A 23,360-nucleotide genomic window follows, 5' to 3' on the forward strand; every position below is an offset into this window, starting at 1 on the left:
TTCATCTTTCATTTCTTTAGAGCCGGCATTTTCCTGTGTTTCGTTTGTTGTTCGAATGCAAATGCAATCCGAATGAGTGTCGGTTCACTAAATGCCGTTCCTGCAAATGTGATCCCAAAGGCTCTTCCATTCTCTTGAAAGCCTGCGGGCACTGCTATAGTTGGATAACCTGCTCTAGCACTTAAATCAGCTCCGACATAAGCAGGAAACAGGATTGCATCCAATCCATACTTTTCTAAAGCATGATCGATCCCCATATTTTGCGAATAATATAAGTCAGAGATAGACTCTACTATATATTCCGAATGATTCAACGGTTTATCTAGCTGTGATCGATAGTTCAGCATATCTTGTCCATATTTCAAAGCCTTTTCCGAATTCCGCTCGTTCCATTCCATCAATTCATTTAGGTTATGGACAGGAAGTTGAGCCGGAAGGTTATATAAGTAATTTTCAACGGAATGCTTAAATTCAAGATTCATTTTGTTATATTTCCACTCTCTATGGAACGATGGAATATCTATATCTTCTATTATGTTGGCTCCAGAACCTTTTAATTTAGCCACAGCATCATTAAATAAATGTTCATCATATTCACCCATGTCACAATAATTCTTAGGTAGAGCATTTCTAAAAACGCCTATGGTCGCTTTATTTAATCCGTCTTTATCCAAAAATGCTGTGTAGTCCATAGTAGAATATTCATTTTTCCAAGTAGCAGGATCACTTTCATCTTTTCCCGTAAGCGCATTTAATAAGATCGCAACATCTGTCACATTCCTTGCCATAGGTCCAGCTGTATCCTGAGAATATGACCATGGAATTATGCCTGATCTACTTATTAGACCTACAGTTGGCTTTAAACCAACTATTGCGTTTTGCACAGCTGGACTTAAAATAGAGCCAGACGTCTCTGTCCCCACGGCTACTGTTGAAAAGTTGGCTGCAACGGAAGCGGCAGAACCCGTACTGGAACCTCCCGGAAAATGATCACCGTATGGATTTTTGGTTTGTCCTCCTATTGAGCTATACCCAGCCCACATGGATGATGACATCCCATTTGCCCATTCCGTCATATTTGTTTTTGCAAGTATAATGGCCCCAGCATCCCTTAGTTTTTGGACAAGAAAAGCATCGTTCGAGCTAACATGGTTTTCCAAAGCTAATGCGCCCGCAGTTGTATGCATTTTATCATTCGTTTCAATATTTCCTTTCAATAATACAGGCACACCATGTAGAAGACTTCGTGCTCCGCTTAATTTCCTTTCCTGATCTAATGCCTCGGCAAAATAAATCGCATCTGGATTCATTTCCATAATAGAGTTTATCATGGGACCACTCTGGTCAAACGTTGCTATCCGATACATGTAATACATAACAAGTTCCCTAGAACTAACATCCCCTCTATCCATTGCATCCTGCAGTTCGAGTATCGTTATTTCTTCACTCTTTATTTTTGTTAATTCGAAGATATGTTCCATGATAACTCCTGCTTTCCATTTGGGTCATTTGGGTCATTTATGTAATAGTGTAATGTTCATATATTTTGGTGGGCCGTCCCCACTCGAAGTTATCCAGACCTATTTCCTTAAATCCATATTTCTCATAATAAAGAATATGATCCGTCGCCAAGTAGACTTTTGCATAACCTAGTTGCCCAGCTATTTTTCTGGCATGCTCCAACAAAACGGCTCCCAGTGCTTTGCCCCTCTCACTTTCGTCAATAAACAATGGCGCAATCCAAGGTGATAAATCTTTTCGAGTTATAAATTCCTGCTCAATTAATTGATAAAACCCGATGATTACATCATGTTTCAACAGCAAAAATGTAAAAGGGAACTCCTCATCTTTTGAGATTAAACTTTCTTGTATATTGGGGAGCACAGCTTGTTGTACTTTTGGCCACCGTTTTTTGACATACTCAATAAGCTCATTTTGACGAAGAGGGCATTCTTGTAAGGATTTAATATCTAGCATCTAACCATCCCTTCTTGTAAAAAGAAATTCCTATACCCATGCCTGCTCTCACAATAGTCATCCACCAGCTCTCAAAATGCAGAGCAGCAAGCCCCGAGTGGGGCTTGCTGTAGGTTGTAAATACTAAAGTAGTTTATAACGCTGGTTCACTTCATTACTTGGAAACCGGTGTATAGATCAGGCAGCGCAGAGTCTTCTCCGGATAGCGCAGCTCTACCGTGTAGGAGCTACCGTCTTTCAGTTTGACCAAGACCGCTACTACTCCGCTTTTGTCATATGCACTGTCTTTAATGATAGATGAGCTGGTTATCGCACGGGTCTCACCCTGCTTGTCCACCACAATGGATTTAGCGGCTTGAAGCCAGCTGGAATCCTGGCTAATCTGTTTATTCATAGCTGCTGTAATCGGCGTTCTCTTATAGGACAGGTCCACTATCGTGGTATCAAGTACGGTCCCGCTCTTTGCATCCACGAACGTATTATACATGAAATAAGACTTATCCTGAGCCCGCAGTGTCTCTGCACGGTAAGGTAGAAAATTAACGAACCATTGCCCTTTCGAATCAGGAAAAGGTTTATAATATGAGGTCTGAGCCTGCAACTTTGAGAGATCGACACCGAATAGACGGCTTACGCTCTCTTCTGCTCTGCGTAGGGCTTCATCCTGACTGATGTCCTTCTTATCTGGCTGTGCCACGACAAGATTGAGGCTTACCACATAATTAAAGCGATAATTCCAGTCGATCAATTGCAGCATTTCTTCATCAGTCAGTTCGCGCTTAGGAATTACATAGGTAAATTTGCTTTGATCCAGATAAAATTCGGAACTCCCTGATTTCAAAGGTAGCTTCTGCTTGGGCCGTAAGCCATCGTACTTGTATTGATCATCCAATAACATCCGCCGCTTATTCTCCTGGTCCGTAAATTGCCGCGTAAGCTGTTCATCCTTGCCAGTGAGCCTGGCCTTCTCTGCATACTCATTAATCTGCTTAATTTCTTCAGCAGTGACTGTGCGCTCAAAATACGACTTGATCGTCGAGACCGGTGTTTTGGTTGCAACCTTAAGTACCGGGATCTGGCTGCTCGCCAGTTGAACAGCTGGCTTCTGGTTGAGTTCTTGCGTGTAGGAAACGTTCGCTTGAGACATATTCTGGTTCACTGTAGTATAAGCGACGATTTTGGGCACTGCCAAAGCAGTGAGGGCTAGCAGACCACCGGAAATCGCGATCACCCCGAGGGCTGATTTCACATTTTTACTCTTCATTTCTCATAACCTCCATAGTGTAAGTGGGCTTGACTTACATGTACTTTAAGATACGAATGTTATAAAGTACGAAGCCCCTTGTTATGAAGTTGTAAAATCATTTACAGACTCGTTTTAAATATTGGAGCCAAGCAACAGATCAAGAATTGGGAAGCATACACTGCCCATGTTGACATAGTCACAATTACTCATAACAGAAATAGCGATTTTTTTATCAGGAAGCAGGAACAGATTGCTTAAGAATCCAGTATCCCAGCCGGAATGTGAGAGAATACGAGAACCCTTATATTCTCCTAGAAACCAGCCCAATCCTATCTGTGCATTTTCCGGATCATAGCCCGTTTGTGCATGAGGTTTCCACATTTCATTATAGCTACCTGGCTGGAGGACTTCATTGCCGTTCCCGGCTGTTCCACCGTTTAGATGCATCAGCAGATATTGGCACATATCTTCGGCATGGGTATATAAAGTGGAGCTAGGTGCATGAGCCCTGTTATATGGAAAAACACTACTAACGCAGCCATCACATTCATGGGTAGCTCCAAGCACATGAGGTGCAGCAATATAAGCTTCAACCTCCTGTTTAAGAAAAGAACTGGACTGCATTCCTGTCGGTTTCAGAATATTTTTTTCCATATACTGCTCGAAGCTCATATCGCTGACTTTTGCTATCATATCTCCCAAGATCTCATATCCTATATTACTATAGGCAAATTTCTCTCCCGGTTGGCTTAACAGCTTGTGGTGACCTATCCCTTTTACATATCGTTCAAGACTTTGCTCGTCGTATTCAGGGCGTTCCCACGCGTAATCTTCCTCATCAGGCATACCAGAGGTATGATTCATAAGCTGTCTTATTGTTATATTTTGATACCGCTCATTCTCTAACTTAAAATATGACAGGTATTTAGTGATGGGAGCATCCAATTCTACCTTACCACGCTCAACTAATTGCATAATGGCGGTTGCTACGAAGGTTTTGGAGACAGAGGCTTGGTGAAACAAAGTGCCACGAACTACAGGATCACCCGTCGATAAATTTGCCGTCCCATATTCACCAGTAAACAGAACTTGGTTGTCCTTTACGATTCCGGCCGCTAATCCCGGAAACTTTTCATTTTCCACAAGCTTGTTTAGCATTTCATGCAAACTATCCTCTAACTTCTGATTCGTGTACATTTTGACCTCCCCAATGACAATTAAGCAGCATTTTCAATAAATTCACCCATACAAATAATAACATCTTATCGACCCTTTATCTGGTAATAAATAATTATAATCAAATAAACATGCGCTTACTTGAAAAGGCAGCAATACATTCCCTGAGCTTCCGAGCCAGCCTCCAATTAGAGGACCCACAACGCGTGGTCTTTCTACCTTGCTAATAATATCCATGAATCGTCTTCGCCTGCCCTTCAACAACCATAGATTTTACGGCTGTAACAGACGGCTGCCGCAGCTTGATAACCTCTAAAGCCTCAGTAACGATAGCATCCGCGGCTGATTTCCGGGAAAAGTTCTTCATATCCTGCACCTTTTCATCCCTGTACCCCAGATGCTCCAATCTCTGAAGCTGCTCTACTAACTGCTCCTCGTTTCGAGCAATCTCTATTAAATTGTGCTCAGACAACCATTCTGCATTACCTGCCTCCTGACCGGGGAGCGGACGATAGACAATTACAGGAAGTGCTAGAGCCATCGCCTCAGTCAAGGTAATCCCCCCTGCTTTGGTCAACAGACAGGAGGATATGCACATTAGCTCCTGCATTTCTTCTGTATAACCCCGTATATGTACCCGAGGATTCCCTTGAAAAAGCTCTTCCGTAGCCATCATGAGCTTATGATTATTCCCGCACAATACCATTACATCGAAGTTTGATAGCTGCAGCGCCCTTATTATTAAATGGTTAATATCACTCAACACGCCGTAAGCCCCTGCCGCAAGTAATAGATAATGCCGATTTCCATCTAGTCCATGCTTACGTAAAAGGGCTTCACGTTCCTGAGTCTGTTCAAAAGCTTCACGAATCGGAATCCCGCTAACCACAAGCTTTTCTTCAGCAATACCTAATGACATCAGTTCTGCTTTCATGCTTTCCGTAGCGATAAAATACTTTGTGGTTTGTGGATGAAGCCATCTGCCATGAACCACATAATCCGTCATGACAGTGAAAAGGGGGATCCGTCTCCCCTTTGTTGATGCAAGCTCTGCAGCGGCCAAATAAGGAAAGGTATGAATGATAATATCCGGTCCGATCTCGTCGATGATCCTTTGCACTTTCCGCTTGCCCATAGAATGAATCCATCTGCCCATGAACTGGTCTGGGTTCATCTTGCTCGTCAACTTGTACACTAATCCATAAAATTCTTGAGTATAACCTGTGCTGTTCAGGTAGAATCTGCGGGACAGCTCATTCAGAGTAGGGTAGACTGCAGCGAAAAGATCCAAGGTGACAATCCGGCTGATCCCTCTACGTCTAAAAGAATGATCAATCGCTTCTGCTACTTTGAGATGCCCGTCTCCAAATGCCGAAGTTACAATAAGCACTTTAGGATCTGTGTTCATGAGAAAGCTCCTTTTTCGCTTGGCCTTCTCTAACTCTAACTCTGAATCGTAAACAGATAGTGATGAGATCCTCAACAGAATATTAACTTCAACATTTTCATAGCGCGAAGCAAACGAAGAAATCCGCAGAAAAAAACACAGTGCATCAACCTCCAGTAACGATAGGATTAATGTTCTGTGTTTAGTTAAAGGCCAACGAACCTTCTGGTGGGTTATGAGGAGCTACTTATGAAAAGACCATAATTGCTTTTGCGAAAATTTGTGAATGGAGTTTTTGTTTTTCATCCATGTATTTCCTTTCACTATTAAAATATAAACAGCTATGGCAAAATAAATTGCGCTCCAAATCCAGTCTGAGAGGGTTATTAAATGATGCTCATATAAGTAGTTGATGTACCAGATCCCCACCGGCAAATGCACAAAAATTGCGGAGACTAATCCTGGATTATACATGCTTTTTGCTCTTATATTAATGACGACTCCATGGAAAATGATTTGGAAAAGGCCCATTAAAACAGGTGCCATCCCCAGCCATACTACTGACGGGAAGAATACAGGGAGCAAGTAGAACACATAGGCGATGACCACATTAATAATCATTGCCGACTGTTTATTTAATGGATAGTTGTCAGGGGATTCACTTTTAAAAAGGGCTATATTGAATATGCCTGGAAAGTACCCTGGCCAGCGGTATTCCTCAAATTGATGAAGAAGGATCGCCACAAAGCTTAACCATAATATGCTGTTTATCCGCGGTATTGTTTGCCAATTCATTAGAAGATACATGCATATAACAATGCCAATGAATAGTCCTATATCCTGCCAATATTTTCTTAGAAAATTCATTTAATCACCTCAATCTGAGTTTATTAATGAAAGTATCTTGCAAAGAGCAGGTCAATCTGTTCCTCTATAGGTGCTATCTTCACGGAAGCTCCTGTTTCTAGAATAGGACTCATAAGTGCCGGTAGAAAAAGCGCTCCAAAAATCTGCATCGTCATGGTCATCAGGTGCTCTGGCTGCTGTTCATCGGTTAACTCTCTTAAAGTATTTTGTATCTTAGGAAACCCCAATAGATTCAAAAATGATCCATATTCATGCTGGGAGGAGAAAACGGTCTTGCCCATCAGGATGATTCTGGAGAGCAATTCGGGATATTGAAGGATCACTTGCAAATAATCCAGTAAAAATTGCCTCAATCTATCTCGTGAGGATATAGAGAAATCGTCAAGTATGGCAAAGGTATGCTGAAAGCTGTTCAATATCAATTTGATGGACTCGCTAAACAAGTTTTCTTTGGACCCAAAGTAATAGTTAACTAGAGCGACATTCGTGCTTGAGGCTTCTGCAATTTTTTTTATAGTGATCCTTTCAAAGCCTTCTTGTTTGGTCAACTCCAGTGTGGCACGCATAATCTTCTCTTTTGTTTCCAACTTTTTGTCTGTCTCCATACGCAACCTCCAAGTATATTTCCTTTGATTTAAATGACATTTAAAATAACGTTTAAATTTAGTATAGCAATTTTTTTCCTTTTTGCAACTTTTATTTATCCGAAATCAAACCAAGTTTAAATGAAAAAGCAGCCGGTTGTTTGAGCGGCTGCTTACATGTTTTTATTAAATTAACGTTTCCTGTTAGCTTAATTGATTACCTTTGAAAAGTGAGTCTGTATTTGATATATATCCATAAATGAAAAATGTATTATTTTCTTCTCTATACGGAATTCTTAATTCATGTAAAATCGAAAGAAATTCTTTACTTATGTCAATTAATTCAGGAGGAAGCAGATTCCCCTTGTGCTTCTGATACCTTGGTCTAACCCGTATCCATTCTACAGAAAAAAAAGGTGAAAGTCCTTCTATCCAATCCCCTAAATACCAGACGTCGTTTTCGAAGTTCTCTGGATAAAGTATATCGTCTAAGACATACTTAGCTTGATATGGAGGGGTAAAAGGTAGTTTATTTAGTACATCACTTTGTAAGTTTCCCCACTTAGTGTCATTCATAACTGAACATAGTTGTTTCTGTTTAATAACTTCATGTACCCTTTTTTTAAAATCCTGTTCATAACCCACAATCAAAAATCCTCCTGAATAAACAACATAAATCCCACGCTGACCTGCCTGTGTGTCATTATTGAGTTATCGTTTCCCGGTAAATTAATTCAAAATTAGTCAAGTTTAATAATCTTATCAAAGCAGTATGAATCTTTGTCATAGCCATTATGCACATAAAAAGCATGGGCGTCGGTTCGCTTAAATCCGCTACATAAAATAATACTGGATATTCCCATTTCTTTAGCATAATTCTCAGTGTGTCTTAGTAGTTCTGTACCTATCCCACTATGCTGTAATTCCTTTTTAACGGCAAGCCCTTGAATATGTAGATAACCATTCGAAGACCCTACGGATAACGCCTGAACTATAGTGACAAAACCAACCACTTCATTTTCAAATAATGCAACGAATGTTTTATAATTCCCAGCCTTATTCATGTTTTCCATAGTAACTCGAAAATTTTCAATATTAACATTGCGAACACCAAGTACATCATTCCATAAAAAAACAACTTCAGCATAATCATTTGCTACAACTTCTCGTATCTTAATTTCCATCCCCTCCTTTATAGAAATATTCAAGCAAAGGATTCGACAGTGGATGAAGCAATCCTGCCCGTTACTTCAACAAATAAAAAAGGAGCATTGCCATGGCAATGCACCTCAGCTATCGTTTCCCGTAAGCTTTATAGATTGCCTCTTTTTCAGCCTGCAATCCCTAGAATCCAATCTCTCATTAGTTTGTTGATTTATAATATTCTGATAAAATGCTCTCTAAAACTTGCTTATAATCGTTTTTATTATAAGAAGAGTTATCAACTTTTATCTTGGTAATGTTTAATCTGTTAAAAATCTCTTCTTCTAATTCCCTTCTTACTTTAAGAACCTGCAGTGTTCCATCTAACCCTTTATAATTTTGTATTTTTCCATACCCCTGGTTCGTGTAATATTCAATAAATCCCTCTGACCATTCCTGAGATCTTTCCTTTACAGCCTTTCTGAAAGAATGATCAAGATCATTCTGCTGTACGTATATCAACAATGGATTCAGCCGCTCTACAATTGTTGCCAGTTCAATAACATAACTTATAACGTCTTCCTTCTTCGTACCATGTTTAATCATGCCTATAGTTACAGGGTTTTGTATAAAACAACAATCAAAAACAAAGGTGTCTGCGCCATACAAAACACGATCCGCAAACTTCGTCCATCGTTCTGTTATCAGTTTCCTATTTTGATCTAGCGGCAATTCATAAATATCATGTTTAAAAACTGCGCGATGCAATTCATCTGGAAAACTTGACCAGACTTCACTTTTTATTTTCCGATATTCTAGGAAGTAATCGTTATCTTGTTGAATCATTAGATTACTCAACAAATCTTTAAACTTTTTATGGGTATTCAATAATTCATCCCATTCAGTTTTCTTAAAGAAAGCGACTCCATCATAATCAGCAGGATGTTCCAAATTACCTTCTAAAAATAGCTGGGATGTAATGTTCACTTCCGTAAGAATTTCATGAACGAGCTGAGCAGTTGTTGTTTTACCAGATCCTGGCATTCCCTCAATCAAGACTAATTTCGATCGCATAATAAATTTCCTCCACTCGCTAGTAGAAGGATAAACAGGTAGGAATCAATAGAGATGCTGTTTCCCACAAATAAAAGCGGATACCATCAGGTATCCGCAGGATGGGTATATGATACACCTTTCCCTGCACACCTTGTAAGATTAAAGAAAAGCACACCTAATAAAATAGTGTAATCACTATTTCAGGCATTCTTTCAAATTGTTAATCTTTACAGAGTATTCCACATGATAAGGTTTATGCTCCTTTGTTAGCATCTCTATCGTTTAGATTAACAGTAAGCATAGGTAAATACAATCAGGGACTTTCTAAACAATCCTGCCCGTTAGCTTAACGGAACTTCGATATTATTGTTATTATCTGATTTAGGATGAAGACGATTTTCTATCACAAAAAAATGATTAAAAATACCTACTACTCGTATTTTGTTATCTGCCTCTCCAAAAATTTTTGTTTCTGCTGTCATAAAAATAATCTGATGTGTGAGACTTGATGATTTCAAGTCATTAATAGTATGAAAGCAATTTGAGCTTTCGGAACTGTCACATTTAAGACCGTGAACCTTATGGAGGTAATTATCATAATATTGACTACTTGGTTTTGTATAAGCCATCACAAATAATAATATGAAAACGATTAGAAAAGCATATTTCTTCTTGATAAAGGCACCTCATCTCTTATGGATAATCGTACTATATAATACCGCATTTAACTGCCGAATAGTGCTTTTGAATACACTTATATCCACGTTTGAAACGATTTATTGACCATCTTAACATTGTTCATTTTTGCCCAACTCTTTAAATCCGAGATACCTTTATCTTCATCCTTTGAATACCTAAATGCCATATCTAATGGGACGATCTTCCTCCTGTAAGGTAATATCCCAATAACAGGTTTAAAGTACCCCCTGGTCATTATCACTTTAATATCCTTTGAATTAATAATATTTTTATTTAATATAATTTGCTCATTGGATAGGCATAACTCCGTTGGTTTCTTAAAAAATGTTCTGTACAATGCGAGTAACAATAAAACTAAACACAAAAGAACCACAGTTAACGAAGTGTAGAATACCCCCCTCTGATTCCATAATCTCAATCCAAGAATAGATTGACTCGATATAAGAGCAATCATGCCTATAATAGTTCCAATTCTGGATGGATTCTTAACTGGATATTTTATTTCCGTCAACATGGCTCCCCCCTGTTCAAATCCCATACCTTAGAATACCACATATTGGAAGTATCCTGCCCGTTAGTTGAACATAGGCAGCCGATCCATTGACCGACTGCCTGTGTGTCGTTATTGTGTTATCGTTTCACGTTAGCGTAAAGTTCAGGTAATGAATCGACATGTGATTCGACTTCAAAAATAAATTCTTTGAGGTTATCGCAGTCAAACCAAAAATCAGCGAAAAGGTTCTCTTTGTCGTTTCCCAATCCATTTCTTATTTAATAACCATAGTAGTTTTAGTCCTACTGCTCATTTTTTTAAATAGTAAGAGGGCAAGAAGTAAAGCTATGCATACAGCGGCAAAACCCAGCCAATTCAAATATAGGACAGATGTACGACTGATGACTAACCCGCCTAATCCAGATCCCAGTGCAAAGCCAAATTGGATGAACGAAGTATTTACACTAAGAGCAATGTCCGGATTTCGAGGCGCCAGAGTAACCAGATATAGTTGCTGGGCCGGGGAAATACTCCACGTTGCTAACATAAAAATCATTAAAACCAAGATTAAAACCAACAAATTGACTCCGGCTAGAGCGAATAAAAGCAGTGTCGTCCCTTGTAACAGGAGCCCGAGACAAATGGTGAATTTCGATCCCTTTGCATCTGCCAGTTGTCCGCCCAGCTTTGATCCGACAAAGCTGCAAATGCCCGCCAGGAACAGAACACCGCTAATTTCGGTCATGGAAAGAGAGGACGTGGCTTGCAAGAAAGGCGTAATATAAGTAAACAGTGTAGAATAGCCGCCGACATAAAATAACGTAATAACCAAGGCCATCAGAATGGTTGGATTTTTTAAAATAGAGAGCTGCATTCTGAGGGTAACCTTTTCCTCTTCTTTGATTGCCGGAACCTTTTTATAGATGATAAGTAATGGAAGAATACTTAATAATCCGATTAAAACAAATAGCACTCTCCATCCAAACATCTCACTAAAAAATGTGCCCACAGGAACACCAAGCACTAGTGAACTGCTAAGCCCCATCAAAATGATACCGATGGCATTGCCCCTTTTTTCTTTTTCAACGAGTCGGGTCGCTATTGCCATGGCTACAACGGTAGCGACTCCTCCGCTAGCCCCTTGGATAATACGTATCCATAGTACTGTTTCATAAGCAAGATCTACAAACATAAGTCCGTTGCTGGCAATAAACACACCTAGGGTGATCATTAGTAGTTTCTTGCGATCTGCATTGATCGTTAATGCAATCAAAACCGGAGCGACAATGGCTGCAGAGAGGGCAAACACAGTCACCAATAATCCAACTTCAGAAGTAGATACTCCCAAGTCCACAGCAATCATCTCAATAACTCCTGTAATAATATATTCAATGGTTCCAATCAGAAAAACAGCCAGTGCCAGAATATAAATGATCCGTTTATTTTTCAATTTCCCCCACTCCACTTCTTCTGTTATCTATTTATAATGGGAATTTGTATTTCTATGAATTGTGCATCTCGTTCTGGAGATAACGGTAAATATAACTCCCTGCCCGGTTCGTTCTCCTTGATCTGATAGTTGTTTTTCTCAATCCATTTAGCTAAATGAACACAGGCCGCACAATCAAAACTAGTATTTGAATGAAAAGCCATTGTGGCCATCATCGGTTCAGGAGGAAGAGTCCGTAGCTGAAACGGTTCTGGAAATGATCGCAGCTCACAGGTTAAAAAATACCCGACTTCAAACTCAAACTCATCCTCTTTTCCTTCGACTTCTTTCCACAAAACAACCTGAGGGCCTTGAATGAATTGACGATTTTCCGTCGTTATAAACTGATCAAATTGACGAAGCAAATCCGGAATGTCCTCTTCTTTCCCGCATGCTTTCTGATAAAGAAACAATTGAGCACCCTCTGCTTTGACTCTGATTTCTTGACCCGTTTCGAATTGCCCCTCTTTTTCTATAAGCTGCATACGTTCCTCAATCCTGACGAGTTTAGCTTGTTCCGTATCGATGATATGCTGGATTTCGCTTCTTTTCAGCTTAAACATGCCTTGAATATTTTCTAATGAAATATTTTCCTGAAGCAGCTGTTTAATTTGAGGCAATGTAAAACCCAATTCCTTATAGATTAAAATTCGGTTGAGCTCAAGGAGCTGATCTGCGGAATAGTAACGGTAGCACGTATCCTGATCCACTTTTTTCGGCCTTAGTATGCCAATCTGGTCGTAATAACGCAGTGTTTTTAAGGATACCTTGCTTAGCCTAGAAAATGCACTAATTTTGAACAAAATATCATCTCCAATCTATAACATAAAGTGAGTATACAGTTTCCCGTGCAGGGGAAAGTCAAGGATGCTTTTATTTATTTGAGAAATTACTCTTAGATGAACAAAAGCAGCTGATCGTGTTGATCGGCTGCCTTCTTGTTTATATTAAGCTTCTTTCCAAGGTTTAATTGGTGCGTTATAAGCCAATAAACGTTTTCACCTTTGCCCATCCTTCAATTATCGCACGGAGTAGCTAGCTTGAGCTATAGGTAGCTAATTCCACGCACGGTGTAGATAGCTTGAGCTGTAGTTAGCTAATTCTGCGCACGGTGCAGCTAGGTTGAGCTATAGGTAGCTAATTCCGCGCACGGTGTAGATAGCTTGAGCTATAGACGGCTAGTTTAAGCACTTGGTAGCACGTTTAGGAGCAAATTTGGCTGGCGGCGTTCTTTTCACCAACTGTTCGGACTCAGTTGCTCTTATTTCCACAATTCAGCTCGTTTTGCCACACTATCGGACTCAGTTGCAGCTATTCCCTCAAATGTACTTCTTTTCTACGCAAATCAAGGGCAATAAGAGCTATACAGTCCGAAACCTTCGCAATATGAACCCATATGCTGAAATAGCTGCAATACGGTCCGATACGATCAAGATCGCGCAAAAGGCAGCTAGTTTCGAGACATAGGCGGCTAGTTTGAGCAACAGGTAACAAATTCTGCGCACGGAGTAGCTAGGTTGGGCTATAGGTAGCTAATTCCGCGCACGGAGTAGCTAGGTTGGGCTATAGGTAGCTAATTCTGCGCACGGTGTAGCTAGGTTGAGCTATAGGCGGCTAGTTTAAACACTGGGTTCACGTTTAGGAGCAAATTTGGCAGGCGGCGTTCTTTTCACCAACTGTTCGGACTCAGTTGCTCTTATTTCCACAATTCAGCTCGTTTTGCCACACTATCGGACTCAGTTGCAGCTATTCGCTCAAATGTACTTCTTTTCTACGCAAATCAAGGGCAATAAGAGCTATACAGTCCGAAACCTTCGCAATATGAACCCATATGCTGGAATAGCTGCAATACGGTCCGATACGATCAAGATCGCGCAAAGGGCAGCTGATCGCGCAGCTGGCTGATCGTGATTTGAGACAACGTTTCCCGTTAGTAGAACAAACTATTCCCAGTAAGGAGTCCCACTAAAAAGAAATTCTTTTTTATTTACATATAACTTAAATTCCCGACTTGCTAATCTACTAATGTGACTGGGTAACCACTCATTAGATTCAGGCAACCCAAGCCAAAAATTCATTGTTTCGAGTTGGGCAGCTACAAAGAAGCCTTCTAACTGTTGAACATAGTTATGAGGCAGGTCGAATTGTTTGGCGTATGATTCTAGCAACTGGCTTCTGAACGCTGGGTGGATATAAGAAAGTGTCCAACCTAAATCGAATAAATAATATCCGAACCCGCAAGCTCCAAAATCAATGGCTCTAGCTTCTTGTTTATGAAACACATAATTACTTGGAATCAAGTCTGCGTGAATTATCCCCCAGTTGCCAGGTGTTCTTTCTATATCGTTCATCATTAAAATTGCACGCTCACCGGCCAATTGCAGAATTTCCACATCATTTTTATTGAGCTCACCACCGTCAGCAAGCTGTTTGAGCTTTTCTAATGATTGTGAAATTCTAGTATTATCAAAGGATGGTCTAGTAAATGATTGCGGAACCTTCCAAATAGATGATTGTTTATGAAGCTTTCCGATCAATTCACCTACGCACTCGGCATCATTGATTGTTGGAACAAATTGTTTTTGTTCACCCTCTACCCATTTTACCAATGTACAGTTCATGTCAGCTATCTTAGTAACATATTCACCAATGTTATTTTTTATAGGTGACGGTAACACCAGATCAGTATCATTTATTAATGATTCCAGCCAAATCATTTCTGAATGAATGACTTTTTCCTCAGACCAAATACTTTCCATCGAATCATTTTTTGATAGATGTATCCGCAAACTATAGTAGTTACTTTCCTTATCTGTCACTTTATAGATGGTGTTTGCATTTTGGCCAATATGAGCTATTGATTGATAAGTAATCGAATAACAAGTTAATGCTTCTATTGCAACATCATGAGTATTTAACATGTTCTCCTCACTCCCCCTGAAACAACCGAATAAGGACATCGTACCATGACTTTTTCTAATAGTTCGGGAGAGAACTCTTATATTTATATTTTATCCACCACTTAGTTTATTAAGGTAACTTGCCCGTTAGTTGAATAAAGGCAGCCGATCACATTTACTGACGGGCTGCCTTTATCGTGTTTATGGAACTAGCGTTTCCCGTTAGCTTAACGCCATTGCCTATGCATCACCAATCTCCGATATACGTGTCTACTTTACTTTATTTAATAAGTTTGTCACCATTCTACTCAATGTCCCTTGATCGACGAAAGGAGCAAGGCTTGCCAGCAGATCTGGGCTAAGATGTTCAGCTTCGACTCCACTAATTAACTTCTCGAGATTTTCCCTGTCCAGAAAAGGTGCGAGGCTTATGATCCGGTTCGCATCAATAGTGCCATCTGCAACCCGGTCTACCAAGCGGCTTAACGTTTCTCTGCTAATAAAGGGTGCCAGCCCTTGAACGAAATGCCAGCTCAAGCTACCCTCTTCTGCTTGTTGAACCAACCGATCTACATGTTCTCTTTCAAGAAACGGGGCAATTCCAACAAGATTGTGCACTTCTAAGGAACCGTCAATCGATTTATCTACCAGTCGGCTTAATGTGTCGCTGCTGACGAATGGAGCGAGTCCAGTAATGGCATTCCACACAATTTCGCCCTCTTCTGCCTGACGAACCAGTTCATCCAATGTATCTGTTCCAAGGAACGGAGCCAGCCGCATGATCACGTCTAACTTAAGGACGCTGCTGTCTAATCGTTCTGTAACCTTATGCAGAGCGCTTGCTTTTACAAACGGTGCTACTTCTACAAGCTCTTCCACCTTCATCTCACCGGTATTGACCATCTCTGCAACTTGGTCCGGCCTGTTCTCTGCGATCTCCTCAACGATCGTTCCTAGGTGCTGGTGCTCCCGATTTTCTGAGTTGTCTCCTGCATTTAAAATGTCGTCTACCGTTTTGCCGAATAACCTCGCAAACTGCGGAAGCGTTCCGATATCCGGTAGCGAGTCGCCCCGTTCCCATTTCGATACCGCTTGATGACTTACATTCAGTTGATCGGCAAGTTCCAATTGGGTCAAATCCTGGTCTTTGCGAAGCTTCGAAATATAAGCTCCAATTTTACGCAAGTCGAGCATTGTATACCTCCAATAAAACAAAATGTACAGTGCGCACTGTCGAAAACAGCATAGCATTTCCTCAAACGCAATCCTATCAAGCGGTGGTTGAATTTTCATAGGCGCTTTATTCAACTGTCGGTAGAATTCTCCACTTTTGTCACTTTCATTTATAGGTTTTTTTCTACAGTTCATTTCCATTATCCTGCCCGCTAGTTAAATTATCCCCAGGCCTTTGGTCAGTACTGAAGTCTTAAATACGTTGCTCTCTCGTCCAATTAATTCAGAAATCCTGAGGTTCATCAGCGCTCAACGTTTATACATAATATAATCATCACTCTAACTCATCGCTGTTAACAACACGGCAATCGTATTAAACACACCGTGAACGATCATACCAGGCACGACCGATCCCGTACGTTCATAGGTCCATGCAAGGACAACTCCACTAATAAAATTCACGGGCATGGCATTCATAGTGGGAAAATGTGCAAGCGTAAAGATTAGCGAACTAATCACAATCGCCCAGCTCATACTAACACGAGTCCGTAACCAACGATATACAAATCCACGGTAAAATATCTCCTCATAAAATGGTGATACGATCCCTGCCGACACAATACCAATAATTATAGTAAATAGAGTGACATTTTGCTTCAGACTCTCTGTTTTACTATTGTCCACCGAATTCCCAAGAAAACTCGTGAGATAGAGAGTCACCACACTGAATACGATAAGAATAAGTGTCCACAGCGCAATCCTCCACCAATCTTTCACAGAAAATCTCTTTACTCCTACCTCAGCCCAAGGCATTTTCTTCGGTCGTAAAGCAATAAAATATAAACCTAACAAAAGTACAATTGCTATGGTAAGCCCTGTAAGAGTCCCTGAATAAAGAGTATTTCCCAACCATTGCTCATACATTGACTGTACCGCATATTTGATAACGAATATAACAAATACAAACTCAAGCGCAAGTAAAGCAATAAACTCACGCCATGTCCACCGATCCATCTTCTTCCACATTTCCGTACTGGTCATCCTTAATCCCTCAATCCTCTGTGATATAATTTAATGATATTAGGTGACGTTACGTCACCTGCAAGCATTATTTTCGGGAGGAAAGAAGGAACATGAATAGATGGACAACAGGACAAGTATCCAAACAGCGGAATATTTCCGTTCGAACCCTACGTTATTATGATCAGATCGGTCTTCTTACACCGAGTTATAAGGAAGATAACGGCCGCCGTTATTATTCAGAAGAAGATTTATTCACTCTCGAAAAGATAACGTTGCTTAAATCACTATCACTACCGCTTGAAGACATTCAAAATGTAATGGACAAGCTATCTTTTCGTCATATTCTAATCGCACATCATAATCATCTTCAAGAGCAGCTAACTTCTCTTCAGGGCAGTATTGCAAATACTACTTCTTTGATCAACATGATTGATCTAGAAGGTACACTCTCCTGGGATCGGGTTTCTCATCTGATACAGAACGTACAACCCATTTCTAAACAATGGATCGATTACTTCAACGATGCCGAAAGTACCTTTCTACAAAATGCACTACCCAATCTCAGCAGTAATGACCAGACTACTCAGCAATATGCCTCTTTGCTGCGCCGGATTGAGTGGTGCATACAGCAATCTGTTCCACCTGAATCTGATGAAGGTTATTCCATTGCCTGTGAGTTAATAAAGCTATCACACGAAACCTTTAATGGAGACGAGGAATTGATGGAGAAGTTTTGGGAAGTGAGGAAGCTCCCTACATCAGAGTCAGGACTATATCCCGTATCCGACGAAGCGCTGAACTTTGTGGAGCTTAGCATGGCTCACGCTCTAGAAAAAGAGATGGCACAGAAATAGGAGATTTCATCATATTGATAGATTTTTTCTTTATACCCCAGGCCGCGGTTTATCATAACTCGCTGGAGAACTTTTTTTATTTCCTATAGCCATTTGAACGATAATCTGAAGCACGATGATTACAGCCAAACCATAGAATGCTTGAACGAAGCTACCTGTTGCATCGTGGAGCCAGCCAATCGCTAGCGGCCCAAGCGCTCCGAGAATGTAGCCACCAGATTGGGTCATTGCGGACCAGCTACTGGCTTCCTGAGCATTGCTTGTTTCATCAATGGGCAACATCAGTGCAATCGGGAACAGCCCACCCGCCCCAATACCGAGAGGAATCGCCGCGAGCCAGGGGCTAACGGATAGGTTCAGCATCAAGACACCCGTCAACTCTAATATTGCACACCCGACAAGCCAGAATACACGTCTTTGGTAACGATGTACAAGCATCGGAATGAACAAAGTAGAGGGCAGCGATATCAAGGTAAATAAAGTTTGGATTTTGCCGGCCGTCTCTTGACTATACCCCTGGCTTTGGATTGCTGGCGCAAGCCAAGCGGTCAACGAATAGAAGATCGCTGCCATCAGCCCGAAGAATAATGTCAGCACCCAGGCACGTTTGTTGTTCACCGGAAGTGGTGCATTAAGTACACTCGAGATTTTACCGGATTGTCGATCTGTGCGCGCAGACCAGGCTAATCTTAACCAAATCGGCAATGCAATAGCTGCGAGTAATGCCCATACAGCCAACGAGCCTCTCCACGAACCACCCAGCGTATGCTGCAGCGGGACCGATAGTCCCACACTAATGCTGGCCCCCATCACCATCGCTGTAGAGTAAATACCCACCATGGATGCCACTCGGTCAGGGAAGTACTGCTTAATGAAACTGGACAACAGCGGCCCTGCCAATGCAATTCCTACACCGGAAAGAAAAGAAGTGAACATCATCAAAGGAGTTGTACCAACAAACCATCGTAATCCCGTACCTAACCCAATGAGGATTAAAGCCAGAACAATTGCGCCCTCATTTCCCCACCTTCTGCTTAATCGTACAGAGAACGGAGCAAATATGCCCATGCATAATACCGGAAGTGTGGTTAACAAACTGGCGGTAATCCCGCTTATACCCAGATCATTCTGAATGATGCTCATTAGAGGAGAAATGGATGTAATGGGTGGTCGTAAATTCAGTGAAGCCAGGATAAGCGCCAAGACGATATAAAAAAGTTTCATTATGAATCACCTCATGGTAGTAGTATCGCTGCATTCTCCCATGACCCTTTGTTAATAACAGATCTTTGGGAGGGCACGATTAAGTATAGAATCATTAGAATGATTGAACAATACTATTGTTTCTATTAAAATGATTACTAAAACCAATGATTAGAGGTCATTCATATGGAGATTCGTCAGATGGAAAACTTCATTGCTGTGTGTGAGGAGCTTCATTTTACACGAGCAGCTGAGAAGCTTGGCATATCTCAGCCTACGTTGAGTCAACAAATACGCGCACTTGAGGATGAACTCGGAGTTCCCTTATTTGACCGAGTCGGCAAAAAGATTGTGATGACTCAAGCAGGAAATCTGTTTTTGGAGCACTGTGTACAGATGATTCGGCATTTACAGAATACCCAGGATGCGTTAGCTGAATTACGCAATGATCAACGAGGTCGGTTGGTAATTGGTGTTCTCCCTTCCGATCTGGACTATCGGCTCACCCCATTGCTCGTGAATTTTCATACGCGATTCCCCAAGGTGCAGCTGAAGCTTATCTCTTCGATCTACGTCTTGAATCAAGTACTAGATAATGAAGTAGACATCGGGATCGAGATCACCTCTGCTCCAGATGATCGGCTTGTACGCATTCCCTTGTGCAGTGAAGAATATGTACTTGTCGTTTCTGAGAATCATGATTGGGCTGAACGAAGCACGATTGGAATCCAGGAACTGCGTAATATCCAAACTGTGATGTTCCCCGAAGGATTTACAGGCAGAGAATTAGTTGATGGCTATTGTCGTAAATATGGATTCAGCTTAGATACGATCATGGAGACCAGTTCGGCAACTTCCATTATTAGCTTGGTGAAAGCCAATGTCGGAGGAACATTGCTGCCTTACCGTTTGATCCAAGCAATGAATGAACCAACATTACGCTGCATCCGAATTACAGACGATCCGCCATATCGTCACTTTGAGATCATTCATCGGTCCGACCGTTTTCTGACAAAATCGGCCAAGGCATTTATTGAGAAAACTATCGAGTATTTCAACTAAAGGTGAGATGCGAAAGAGATCGCTTCTGCTGCCAGAAGTAGAGTATAGTAGGAATGAAAATATATTAGGAGGCTACAGCCATGTCACAGGAGATTTGGATTAACCTGCCAGTCAAAGATGTTGAGAGGTCAACTGCCTTTTTCAATGAGATTGGATTCCAAGCGGTGAGTGTTGGTAACGAGAGGGCTAAGCTTGTTATAGGTCAAACAACAATTCTGCTGTTCCCGGATGCGGCGTTTGAGAAATTTACTGGTTCAAAAACCGCAGATACTTCCCATAGCGCTGAAGTAATCTTCTCCATTGGTGCTGAAAGCAGAGAAGAAGTAGATGCCTTTGTCCAAAAAGTAGAGGCTGCTGGAGGAAACATCTTTGGCAAGCCAAGTGAGACTGACGGCTGGATGTACGGCGCAGGATTTGCCGACCTGGACGGTCACCGCTGGAATCTGCTGTACATGGATGAGAGCAAAATGCCAAAACGCGAAATTTGAAGCGAAACGCCAACACCAACAAATCCAAGATATGGTGTAATGATTCGGGCTTATACGTGGATGAAAAGAGCTGGGGAACGGAATGAATAAAGAAAATAGGGACTTCGCTGTACGAGTTCTTAAACATCTTTGTATTGGGGCAAAAATTGATGGTCTTAGATTTGGAGTATCAAGTGGTGCTACTCAAGTCTATTTAACTAAGTATGAAGGCTTCGATGATTTAGCTGGTCAACTGTACCTGAACATTGAATCAAAGTGGACTATATTTGATTCAGTTCCCTCTCAATACCCTAGTAATGAAAGCCAAATTTCAGATTTTTCTGAGGAAGAAAAATACAGTCAGATCATAAAGGTGAGACGTGAAAAGATTATAGATATACAATTGGGAGACAGCACTCCACATTTAATTATAAGCTTTGAATCAGGTAGCATACTATTTGTTATTGGTTTTCATGAGAAGTATGAATGTTGGCAGGTGGGAGTAGAATCTGATAACTGGCTAGTTGTTGCATGTCCAATGAATGGAATTGCTACATGGACTTCAAATAAATTTGAATAATAATAAAACACTCCATTGTCAGGAGTGTTTTTTCTTTTATATACAGATATACATTTAATGGTCAAACTGTACTTTGTGTTTGGAAGCATTGAGGTGAAGCGTATTATATATAATCAATGAATTCATTAGTTTTGTTATATCCATAAATTATGATGGAGTCGGTAGTTACTTCACCTGGAACATGTATTTTTTTCAAGATTTGAATTAAATCAGCATTTATCGAGTCATCTTCAGCATGAATTTCTAACCACTCAATAAATTTGTAACCACCATCTGAAAAATGGTAATACCAATCTCCATCCCAAAGGCTGATATAGCCAGTATCAATGTCTTTAATCCTCCATTTGGTTGGAAAGGCATAGTTGAGCATTGCTTGTCTTATTTCTTCCCATTTTGTGTTGTTCATTAAAGGTTTTAGTTCATTTGAATCCATATATTCACCTTTTTCATCCATCAGTACTGAACGTGTTTATTCCACTTCATCATTTTCTCTTGTACAAAACTTCCCGGTAGTTGAATGAAGGCAGCTGATCGCATTGACTGACGGGCTGCCTTATCATGTTTATTGAACTAACGTGTCCCGTTAGCGTAATGCAATCAGTAAAAAACTTACCCATACCTACGGTTCACCACTTTGGTTGAAGCGGTGAATTTTGGAGCCACTCTTATATCAACCGAGCACTCATTTTCGGCACGTGACAATTTTCCCAATTAGCTTTTATGAACGCCCGATGCATGAGCAAGCGTGTTGTACTTGAGATAATCATCATATTACTGATCGTCACTCTGCTGTGAATTGTTGTGTTGAGTTCACACCCTCCACAACTTGGCCGCTAGACAGATAGTAATCTCTTTGCACTGAACCGTCTGTTTTGGTGCTTTTGACCACAAAGACCTGGCCTACTTCTATCGGCATCAGATAGTTATCGTAAGGAAGATAATTGTCCACCAGTGGAAGGTCTTGGATATCTTCATAGGCGTCCTCCAATCGCCAAAATTCTCGATAGGCGTAATCCTTGAACCCGTTCAAATCCTGCTTACCAAAATAAGATGCTGCATATTCCTTGCCCTGTAAGGAGATGTAATCTACTCTGGATGGCTCAATATCTTTAGCAATCCAACTTAGGTTCTCAGAATAAATGTTATCGCCATAATGCTCCTGTAATTGATTGCCCATACAAGGGATGGATTGGGTCTTATAGTCCATTTCATCAAGCCCGGTATGCGCTGAGCCGTAAATGCCCATAACGCTCTCATTGCCCAACTTCTCAAATTCGCGAATAAAGTTTTCCGTCATCGTGTCTTCCCGATATACGCCGTCTTCTTTGCTGTAAAAAACACGGCCTTGCCGGATCGCTTCCATTGTTAAAGTATACTTCTCCGATTCTCCCAGATCGTTTGCCACAAGATAAGATAAATAGCGGCTCCCGGTAGTTTCATATTGATGCCCGATGTCTGTGCCGTGGAAAATCGTCTCCGGACACTCGCTCTTTATTTTTTTGTAGAACTCTTTGACATCAGGGTTGTGACTACGTGTCCGTTCCCAATCATCATAAATCTCCTCTAAAATATCATCATTGTCCGACTGCATCCATAGATTCAAGTATTCGGCGGTAAAATAGGGCAGCTCGACGAATAAGTGTCTCATGCCCTCGTTATGGTAGTATTGAGACCACAATTTATATTCCTTGTCCAATATCTTGGCTACGCCGTGTGCTTCACCGTACAGATAAATGCTGCCTGATGCTTGCGCTACCACAGGTGTCACTATAGTCGGCTGCGCAGATTTACTTGCTGTCTTGCCTGCGGTGGAATTATCGCAGGCAGTAAGGCTACTGACCACAAATATAACGATCAGGGCAAGCAGCAAAGGGTATACAAGCATCATTTTCGCTTTTGCTACGAAGATGAGATTATGGTCATTCATAAACTAGGATCAACCTTTCATGTACATTTATAAATCCATAATTTGGTATTCCCT

General features: G+C 41.0%; 23 protein-coding genes. 4 read left to right on the plus strand and 19 right to left on the minus strand.

What is annotated here, in order from left to right:
• Window positions 1-8: 8 nt before the first annotated feature.
• From MHB56_RS06430 to MHB56_RS06505, 16 genes are all read right to left on the minus strand, one after another.
• A complete protein-coding gene (locus tag MHB56_RS06430) occupies window positions 9-1,481 on the minus strand; it encodes an amidase family protein (RefSeq protein WP_341143389.1) in 1,473 nt (490 codons plus the stop codon).
• Between the two features lie 37 nt (window positions 1,482-1,518).
• Window positions 1,519-1,977: a GNAT family N-acetyltransferase gene (locus tag MHB56_RS06435; RefSeq protein ID WP_341143390.1), complete on the minus strand. Its 459-nt coding sequence runs from the start codon at window positions 1,975-1,977 to the stop codon at window positions 1,519-1,521.
• Between the two features lie 154 nt (window positions 1,978-2,131).
• Window positions 2,132-3,241: a hypothetical protein gene (locus MHB56_RS06440; RefSeq protein WP_341143391.1), complete on the minus strand. Its 1,110-nt coding sequence runs from the start codon at window positions 3,239-3,241 to the stop codon at window positions 2,132-2,134.
• A gap of 114 nt (window positions 3,242-3,355) precedes the next feature.
• The gene (locus MHB56_RS06445; RefSeq protein WP_341143392.1) at window positions 3,356-4,420 is read right to left on the minus strand and encodes a serine hydrolase domain-containing protein; all 1,065 of its coding nucleotides are present in this window, start codon (window positions 4,418-4,420) and stop codon (window positions 3,356-3,358) included.
• Between the two features lie 202 nt (window positions 4,421-4,622).
• Window positions 4,623-5,807 carry an MGDG synthase family glycosyltransferase gene (locus MHB56_RS06450; protein ID WP_341143393.1) on the minus strand — a complete coding sequence of 395 codons (1,185 nt, stop codon included), beginning with the start codon at window positions 5,805-5,807 and terminating at the stop codon, window positions 4,623-4,625.
• Between the two features lie 222 nt (window positions 5,808-6,029).
• The gene (locus MHB56_RS06455) at window positions 6,030-6,653 is read right to left on the minus strand and encodes an HXXEE domain-containing protein (protein ID WP_341143394.1); all 624 of its coding nucleotides are present in this window, start codon (window positions 6,651-6,653) and stop codon (window positions 6,030-6,032) included.
• 23 nt (window positions 6,654-6,676) lie between these two features.
• Complete coding sequence (locus MHB56_RS06460; protein ID WP_076184227.1) at window positions 6,677-7,258, minus strand: TetR/AcrR family transcriptional regulator; 582 nt, start codon at window positions 7,256-7,258, stop codon at window positions 6,677-6,679.
• Between the two features lie 183 nt (window positions 7,259-7,441).
• Window positions 7,442-7,882 (minus strand): DUF6678 family protein, encoded by a 441-nt coding sequence (locus tag MHB56_RS06465; RefSeq protein WP_081386470.1) that lies wholly within the window; start codon window positions 7,880-7,882, stop codon window positions 7,442-7,444.
• 95 nt (window positions 7,883-7,977) lie between these two features.
• Entirely contained in the window at window positions 7,978-8,421 is a 444-nt protein-coding gene (locus MHB56_RS06470) for a GNAT family N-acetyltransferase (protein WP_076279211.1), read from the minus strand.
• 178 nt (window positions 8,422-8,599) lie between these two features.
• Window positions 8,600-9,454, minus strand: a complete 855-nt coding sequence (locus tag MHB56_RS06475; protein WP_341143395.1) for a hypothetical protein — start codon at window positions 9,452-9,454, stop codon at window positions 8,600-8,602.
• A gap of 736 nt (window positions 9,455-10,190) precedes the next feature.
• Window positions 10,191-10,649 (minus strand): hypothetical protein, encoded by a 459-nt coding sequence (locus MHB56_RS06480; protein ID WP_341143396.1) that lies wholly within the window; start codon window positions 10,647-10,649, stop codon window positions 10,191-10,193.
• Window positions 10,650-10,902: 253 nt separating this feature from the next.
• Window positions 10,903-12,078 carry an MFS transporter gene (locus tag MHB56_RS06485; RefSeq protein ID WP_341143397.1) on the minus strand — a complete coding sequence of 392 codons (1,176 nt, stop codon included), beginning with the start codon at window positions 12,076-12,078 and terminating at the stop codon, window positions 10,903-10,905.
• Window positions 12,079-12,101: 23 nt separating this feature from the next.
• The gene (locus MHB56_RS06490; protein WP_076194965.1) at window positions 12,102-12,920 is read right to left on the minus strand and encodes a MerR family transcriptional regulator; all 819 of its coding nucleotides are present in this window, start codon (window positions 12,918-12,920) and stop codon (window positions 12,102-12,104) included.
• A gap of 1,140 nt (window positions 12,921-14,060) precedes the next feature.
• Window positions 14,061-15,038, minus strand: a complete 978-nt coding sequence (locus MHB56_RS06495; RefSeq protein WP_341143398.1) for a phosphotransferase — start codon at window positions 15,036-15,038, stop codon at window positions 14,061-14,063.
• A 249-nt stretch (window positions 15,039-15,287) separates the two neighbouring features.
• Window positions 15,288-16,211 carry a helix-turn-helix transcriptional regulator gene (locus MHB56_RS06500; RefSeq protein ID WP_076218443.1) on the minus strand — a complete coding sequence of 308 codons (924 nt, stop codon included), beginning with the start codon at window positions 16,209-16,211 and terminating at the stop codon, window positions 15,288-15,290.
• Window positions 16,212-16,529: 318 nt separating this feature from the next.
• Window positions 16,530-17,231 (minus strand): CPBP family intramembrane glutamic endopeptidase, encoded by a 702-nt coding sequence (locus MHB56_RS06505; protein WP_340394390.1) that lies wholly within the window; start codon window positions 17,229-17,231, stop codon window positions 16,530-16,532.
• Between the two features lie 92 nt (window positions 17,232-17,323).
• Here MHB56_RS06505 and MHB56_RS06510 point away from each other — a divergent pair, with 92 nt between their 5' ends.
• The gene (locus MHB56_RS06510) at window positions 17,324-18,067 is read left to right on the plus strand and encodes a MerR family transcriptional regulator (RefSeq protein WP_340394392.1); all 744 of its coding nucleotides are present in this window, start codon (window positions 17,324-17,326) and stop codon (window positions 18,065-18,067) included.
• 30 nt (window positions 18,068-18,097) lie between these two features.
• Here the strand turns inward: MHB56_RS06510 and MHB56_RS06515 are convergent, their stop codons facing one another.
• Window positions 18,098-19,291: an MFS transporter gene (locus MHB56_RS06515; RefSeq protein WP_341143399.1), complete on the minus strand. Its 1,194-nt coding sequence runs from the start codon at window positions 19,289-19,291 to the stop codon at window positions 18,098-18,100.
• A 180-nt stretch (window positions 19,292-19,471) separates the two neighbouring features.
• Between MHB56_RS06515 and MHB56_RS06520 the strand changes: the two genes are divergently transcribed.
• The 3 genes from MHB56_RS06520 (at window position 19,472) to MHB56_RS06530 (ending at window position 21,379) form a co-directional block, all read left to right on the plus strand.
• A complete protein-coding gene (locus MHB56_RS06520) occupies window positions 19,472-20,332 on the plus strand; it encodes a LysR family transcriptional regulator (RefSeq protein ID WP_254847659.1) in 861 nt (286 codons plus the stop codon).
• A gap of 80 nt (window positions 20,333-20,412) precedes the next feature.
• On the plus strand, window positions 20,413-20,820 hold the full coding sequence (locus tag MHB56_RS06525) for a VOC family protein (protein ID WP_076130260.1): 408 nt from the start codon (window positions 20,413-20,415) through the stop codon (window positions 20,818-20,820).
• An 82-nt stretch (window positions 20,821-20,902) separates the two neighbouring features.
• Window positions 20,903-21,379: a hypothetical protein gene (locus MHB56_RS06530; protein WP_341143400.1), complete on the plus strand. Its 477-nt coding sequence runs from the start codon at window positions 20,903-20,905 to the stop codon at window positions 21,377-21,379.
• A 103-nt stretch (window positions 21,380-21,482) separates the two neighbouring features.
• Here the strand turns inward: MHB56_RS06530 and MHB56_RS06535 are convergent, their stop codons facing one another.
• Window positions 21,483-21,812: a DUF6678 family protein gene (locus MHB56_RS06535; protein WP_218640442.1), complete on the minus strand. Its 330-nt coding sequence runs from the start codon at window positions 21,810-21,812 to the stop codon at window positions 21,483-21,485.
• 348 nt (window positions 21,813-22,160) lie between these two features.
• Complete coding sequence (locus MHB56_RS06540) at window positions 22,161-23,306, minus strand: hypothetical protein (RefSeq protein ID WP_076310133.1); 1,146 nt, start codon at window positions 23,304-23,306, stop codon at window positions 22,161-22,163.
• Window positions 23,307-23,360 lie beyond the last annotated feature (54 nt).

Source organism: Paenibacillus sp. FSL H8-0315, from assembly GCF_038005365.1.
Classification (GTDB): domain Bacteria; phylum Bacillota; class Bacilli; order Paenibacillales; family Paenibacillaceae; genus Paenibacillus_AQ; species Paenibacillus_AQ odorifer.

What these genes read in the sequence shown, in the direction of transcription:
- MHB56_RS06430 (WP_341143389.1), bottom strand. Translation starts at nt 1,481, where the DNA reads ATGGAACATATCTTCGAATTAACAAAAATAAAGAGTGAAGAAATAACG.
- MHB56_RS06435 (WP_341143390.1), bottom strand. Translation starts at nt 1,977, where the DNA reads ATGCTAGATATTAAATCCTTACAAGAATGCCCTCTTCGTCAAAATGAG.
- MHB56_RS06440 (WP_341143391.1), bottom strand. Translation starts at nt 3,241, where the DNA reads ATGAAGAGTAAAAATGTGAAATCAGCCCTCGGGGTGATCGCGATTTCC.
- MHB56_RS06445 (WP_341143392.1), bottom strand. Translation starts at nt 4,420, where the DNA reads ATGTACACGAATCAGAAGTTAGAGGATAGTTTGCATGAAATGCTAAAC.
- MHB56_RS06450 (WP_341143393.1), bottom strand. Translation starts at nt 5,807, where the DNA reads ATGAACACAGATCCTAAAGTGCTTATTGTAACTTCGGCATTTGGAGAC.
- MHB56_RS06455 (WP_341143394.1), bottom strand. Translation starts at nt 6,653, where the DNA reads ATGAATTTTCTAAGAAAATATTGGCAGGATATAGGACTATTCATTGGC.
- MHB56_RS06460 (WP_076184227.1), bottom strand. Translation starts at nt 7,258, where the DNA reads ATGGAGACAGACAAAAAGTTGGAAACAAAAGAGAAGATTATGCGTGCC.
- MHB56_RS06470 (WP_076279211.1), bottom strand. Translation starts at nt 8,421, where the DNA reads ATGGAAATTAAGATACGAGAAGTTGTAGCAAATGATTATGCTGAAGTT.
- MHB56_RS06475 (WP_341143395.1), bottom strand. Translation starts at nt 9,454, where the DNA reads ATGCGATCGAAATTAGTCTTGATTGAGGGAATGCCAGGATCTGGTAAA.
- MHB56_RS06480 (WP_341143396.1), bottom strand. Translation starts at nt 10,649, where the DNA reads ATGTTGACGGAAATAAAATATCCAGTTAAGAATCCATCCAGAATTGGA.
- MHB56_RS06495 (WP_341143398.1), bottom strand. Translation starts at nt 15,038, where the DNA reads ATGTTAAATACTCATGATGTTGCAATAGAAGCATTAACTTGTTATTCG.
- MHB56_RS06500 (WP_076218443.1), bottom strand. Translation starts at nt 16,211, where the DNA reads ATGCTCGACTTGCGTAAAATTGGAGCTTATATTTCGAAGCTTCGCAAA.
- MHB56_RS06505 (WP_340394390.1), bottom strand. Translation starts at nt 17,231, where the DNA reads ATGACCAGTACGGAAATGTGGAAGAAGATGGATCGGTGGACATGGCGT.
- MHB56_RS06510 (WP_340394392.1), top strand. Translation starts at nt 17,324, where the DNA reads ATGAATAGATGGACAACAGGACAAGTATCCAAACAGCGGAATATTTCC.
- MHB56_RS06515 (WP_341143399.1), bottom strand. Translation starts at nt 19,291, where the DNA reads ATGAAACTTTTTTATATCGTCTTGGCGCTTATCCTGGCTTCACTGAAT.
- MHB56_RS06520 (WP_254847659.1), top strand. Translation starts at nt 19,472, where the DNA reads ATGGAAAACTTCATTGCTGTGTGTGAGGAGCTTCATTTTACACGAGCA.
- MHB56_RS06525 (WP_076130260.1), top strand. Translation starts at nt 20,413, where the DNA reads ATGTCACAGGAGATTTGGATTAACCTGCCAGTCAAAGATGTTGAGAGG.
- MHB56_RS06530 (WP_341143400.1), top strand. Translation starts at nt 20,903, where the DNA reads ATGAATAAAGAAAATAGGGACTTCGCTGTACGAGTTCTTAAACATCTT.
- MHB56_RS06535 (WP_218640442.1), bottom strand. Translation starts at nt 21,812, where the DNA reads ATGGATTCAAATGAACTAAAACCTTTAATGAACAACACAAAATGGGAA.
- MHB56_RS06540 (WP_076310133.1), bottom strand. Translation starts at nt 23,306, where the DNA reads ATGAATGACCATAATCTCATCTTCGTAGCAAAAGCGAAAATGATGCTT.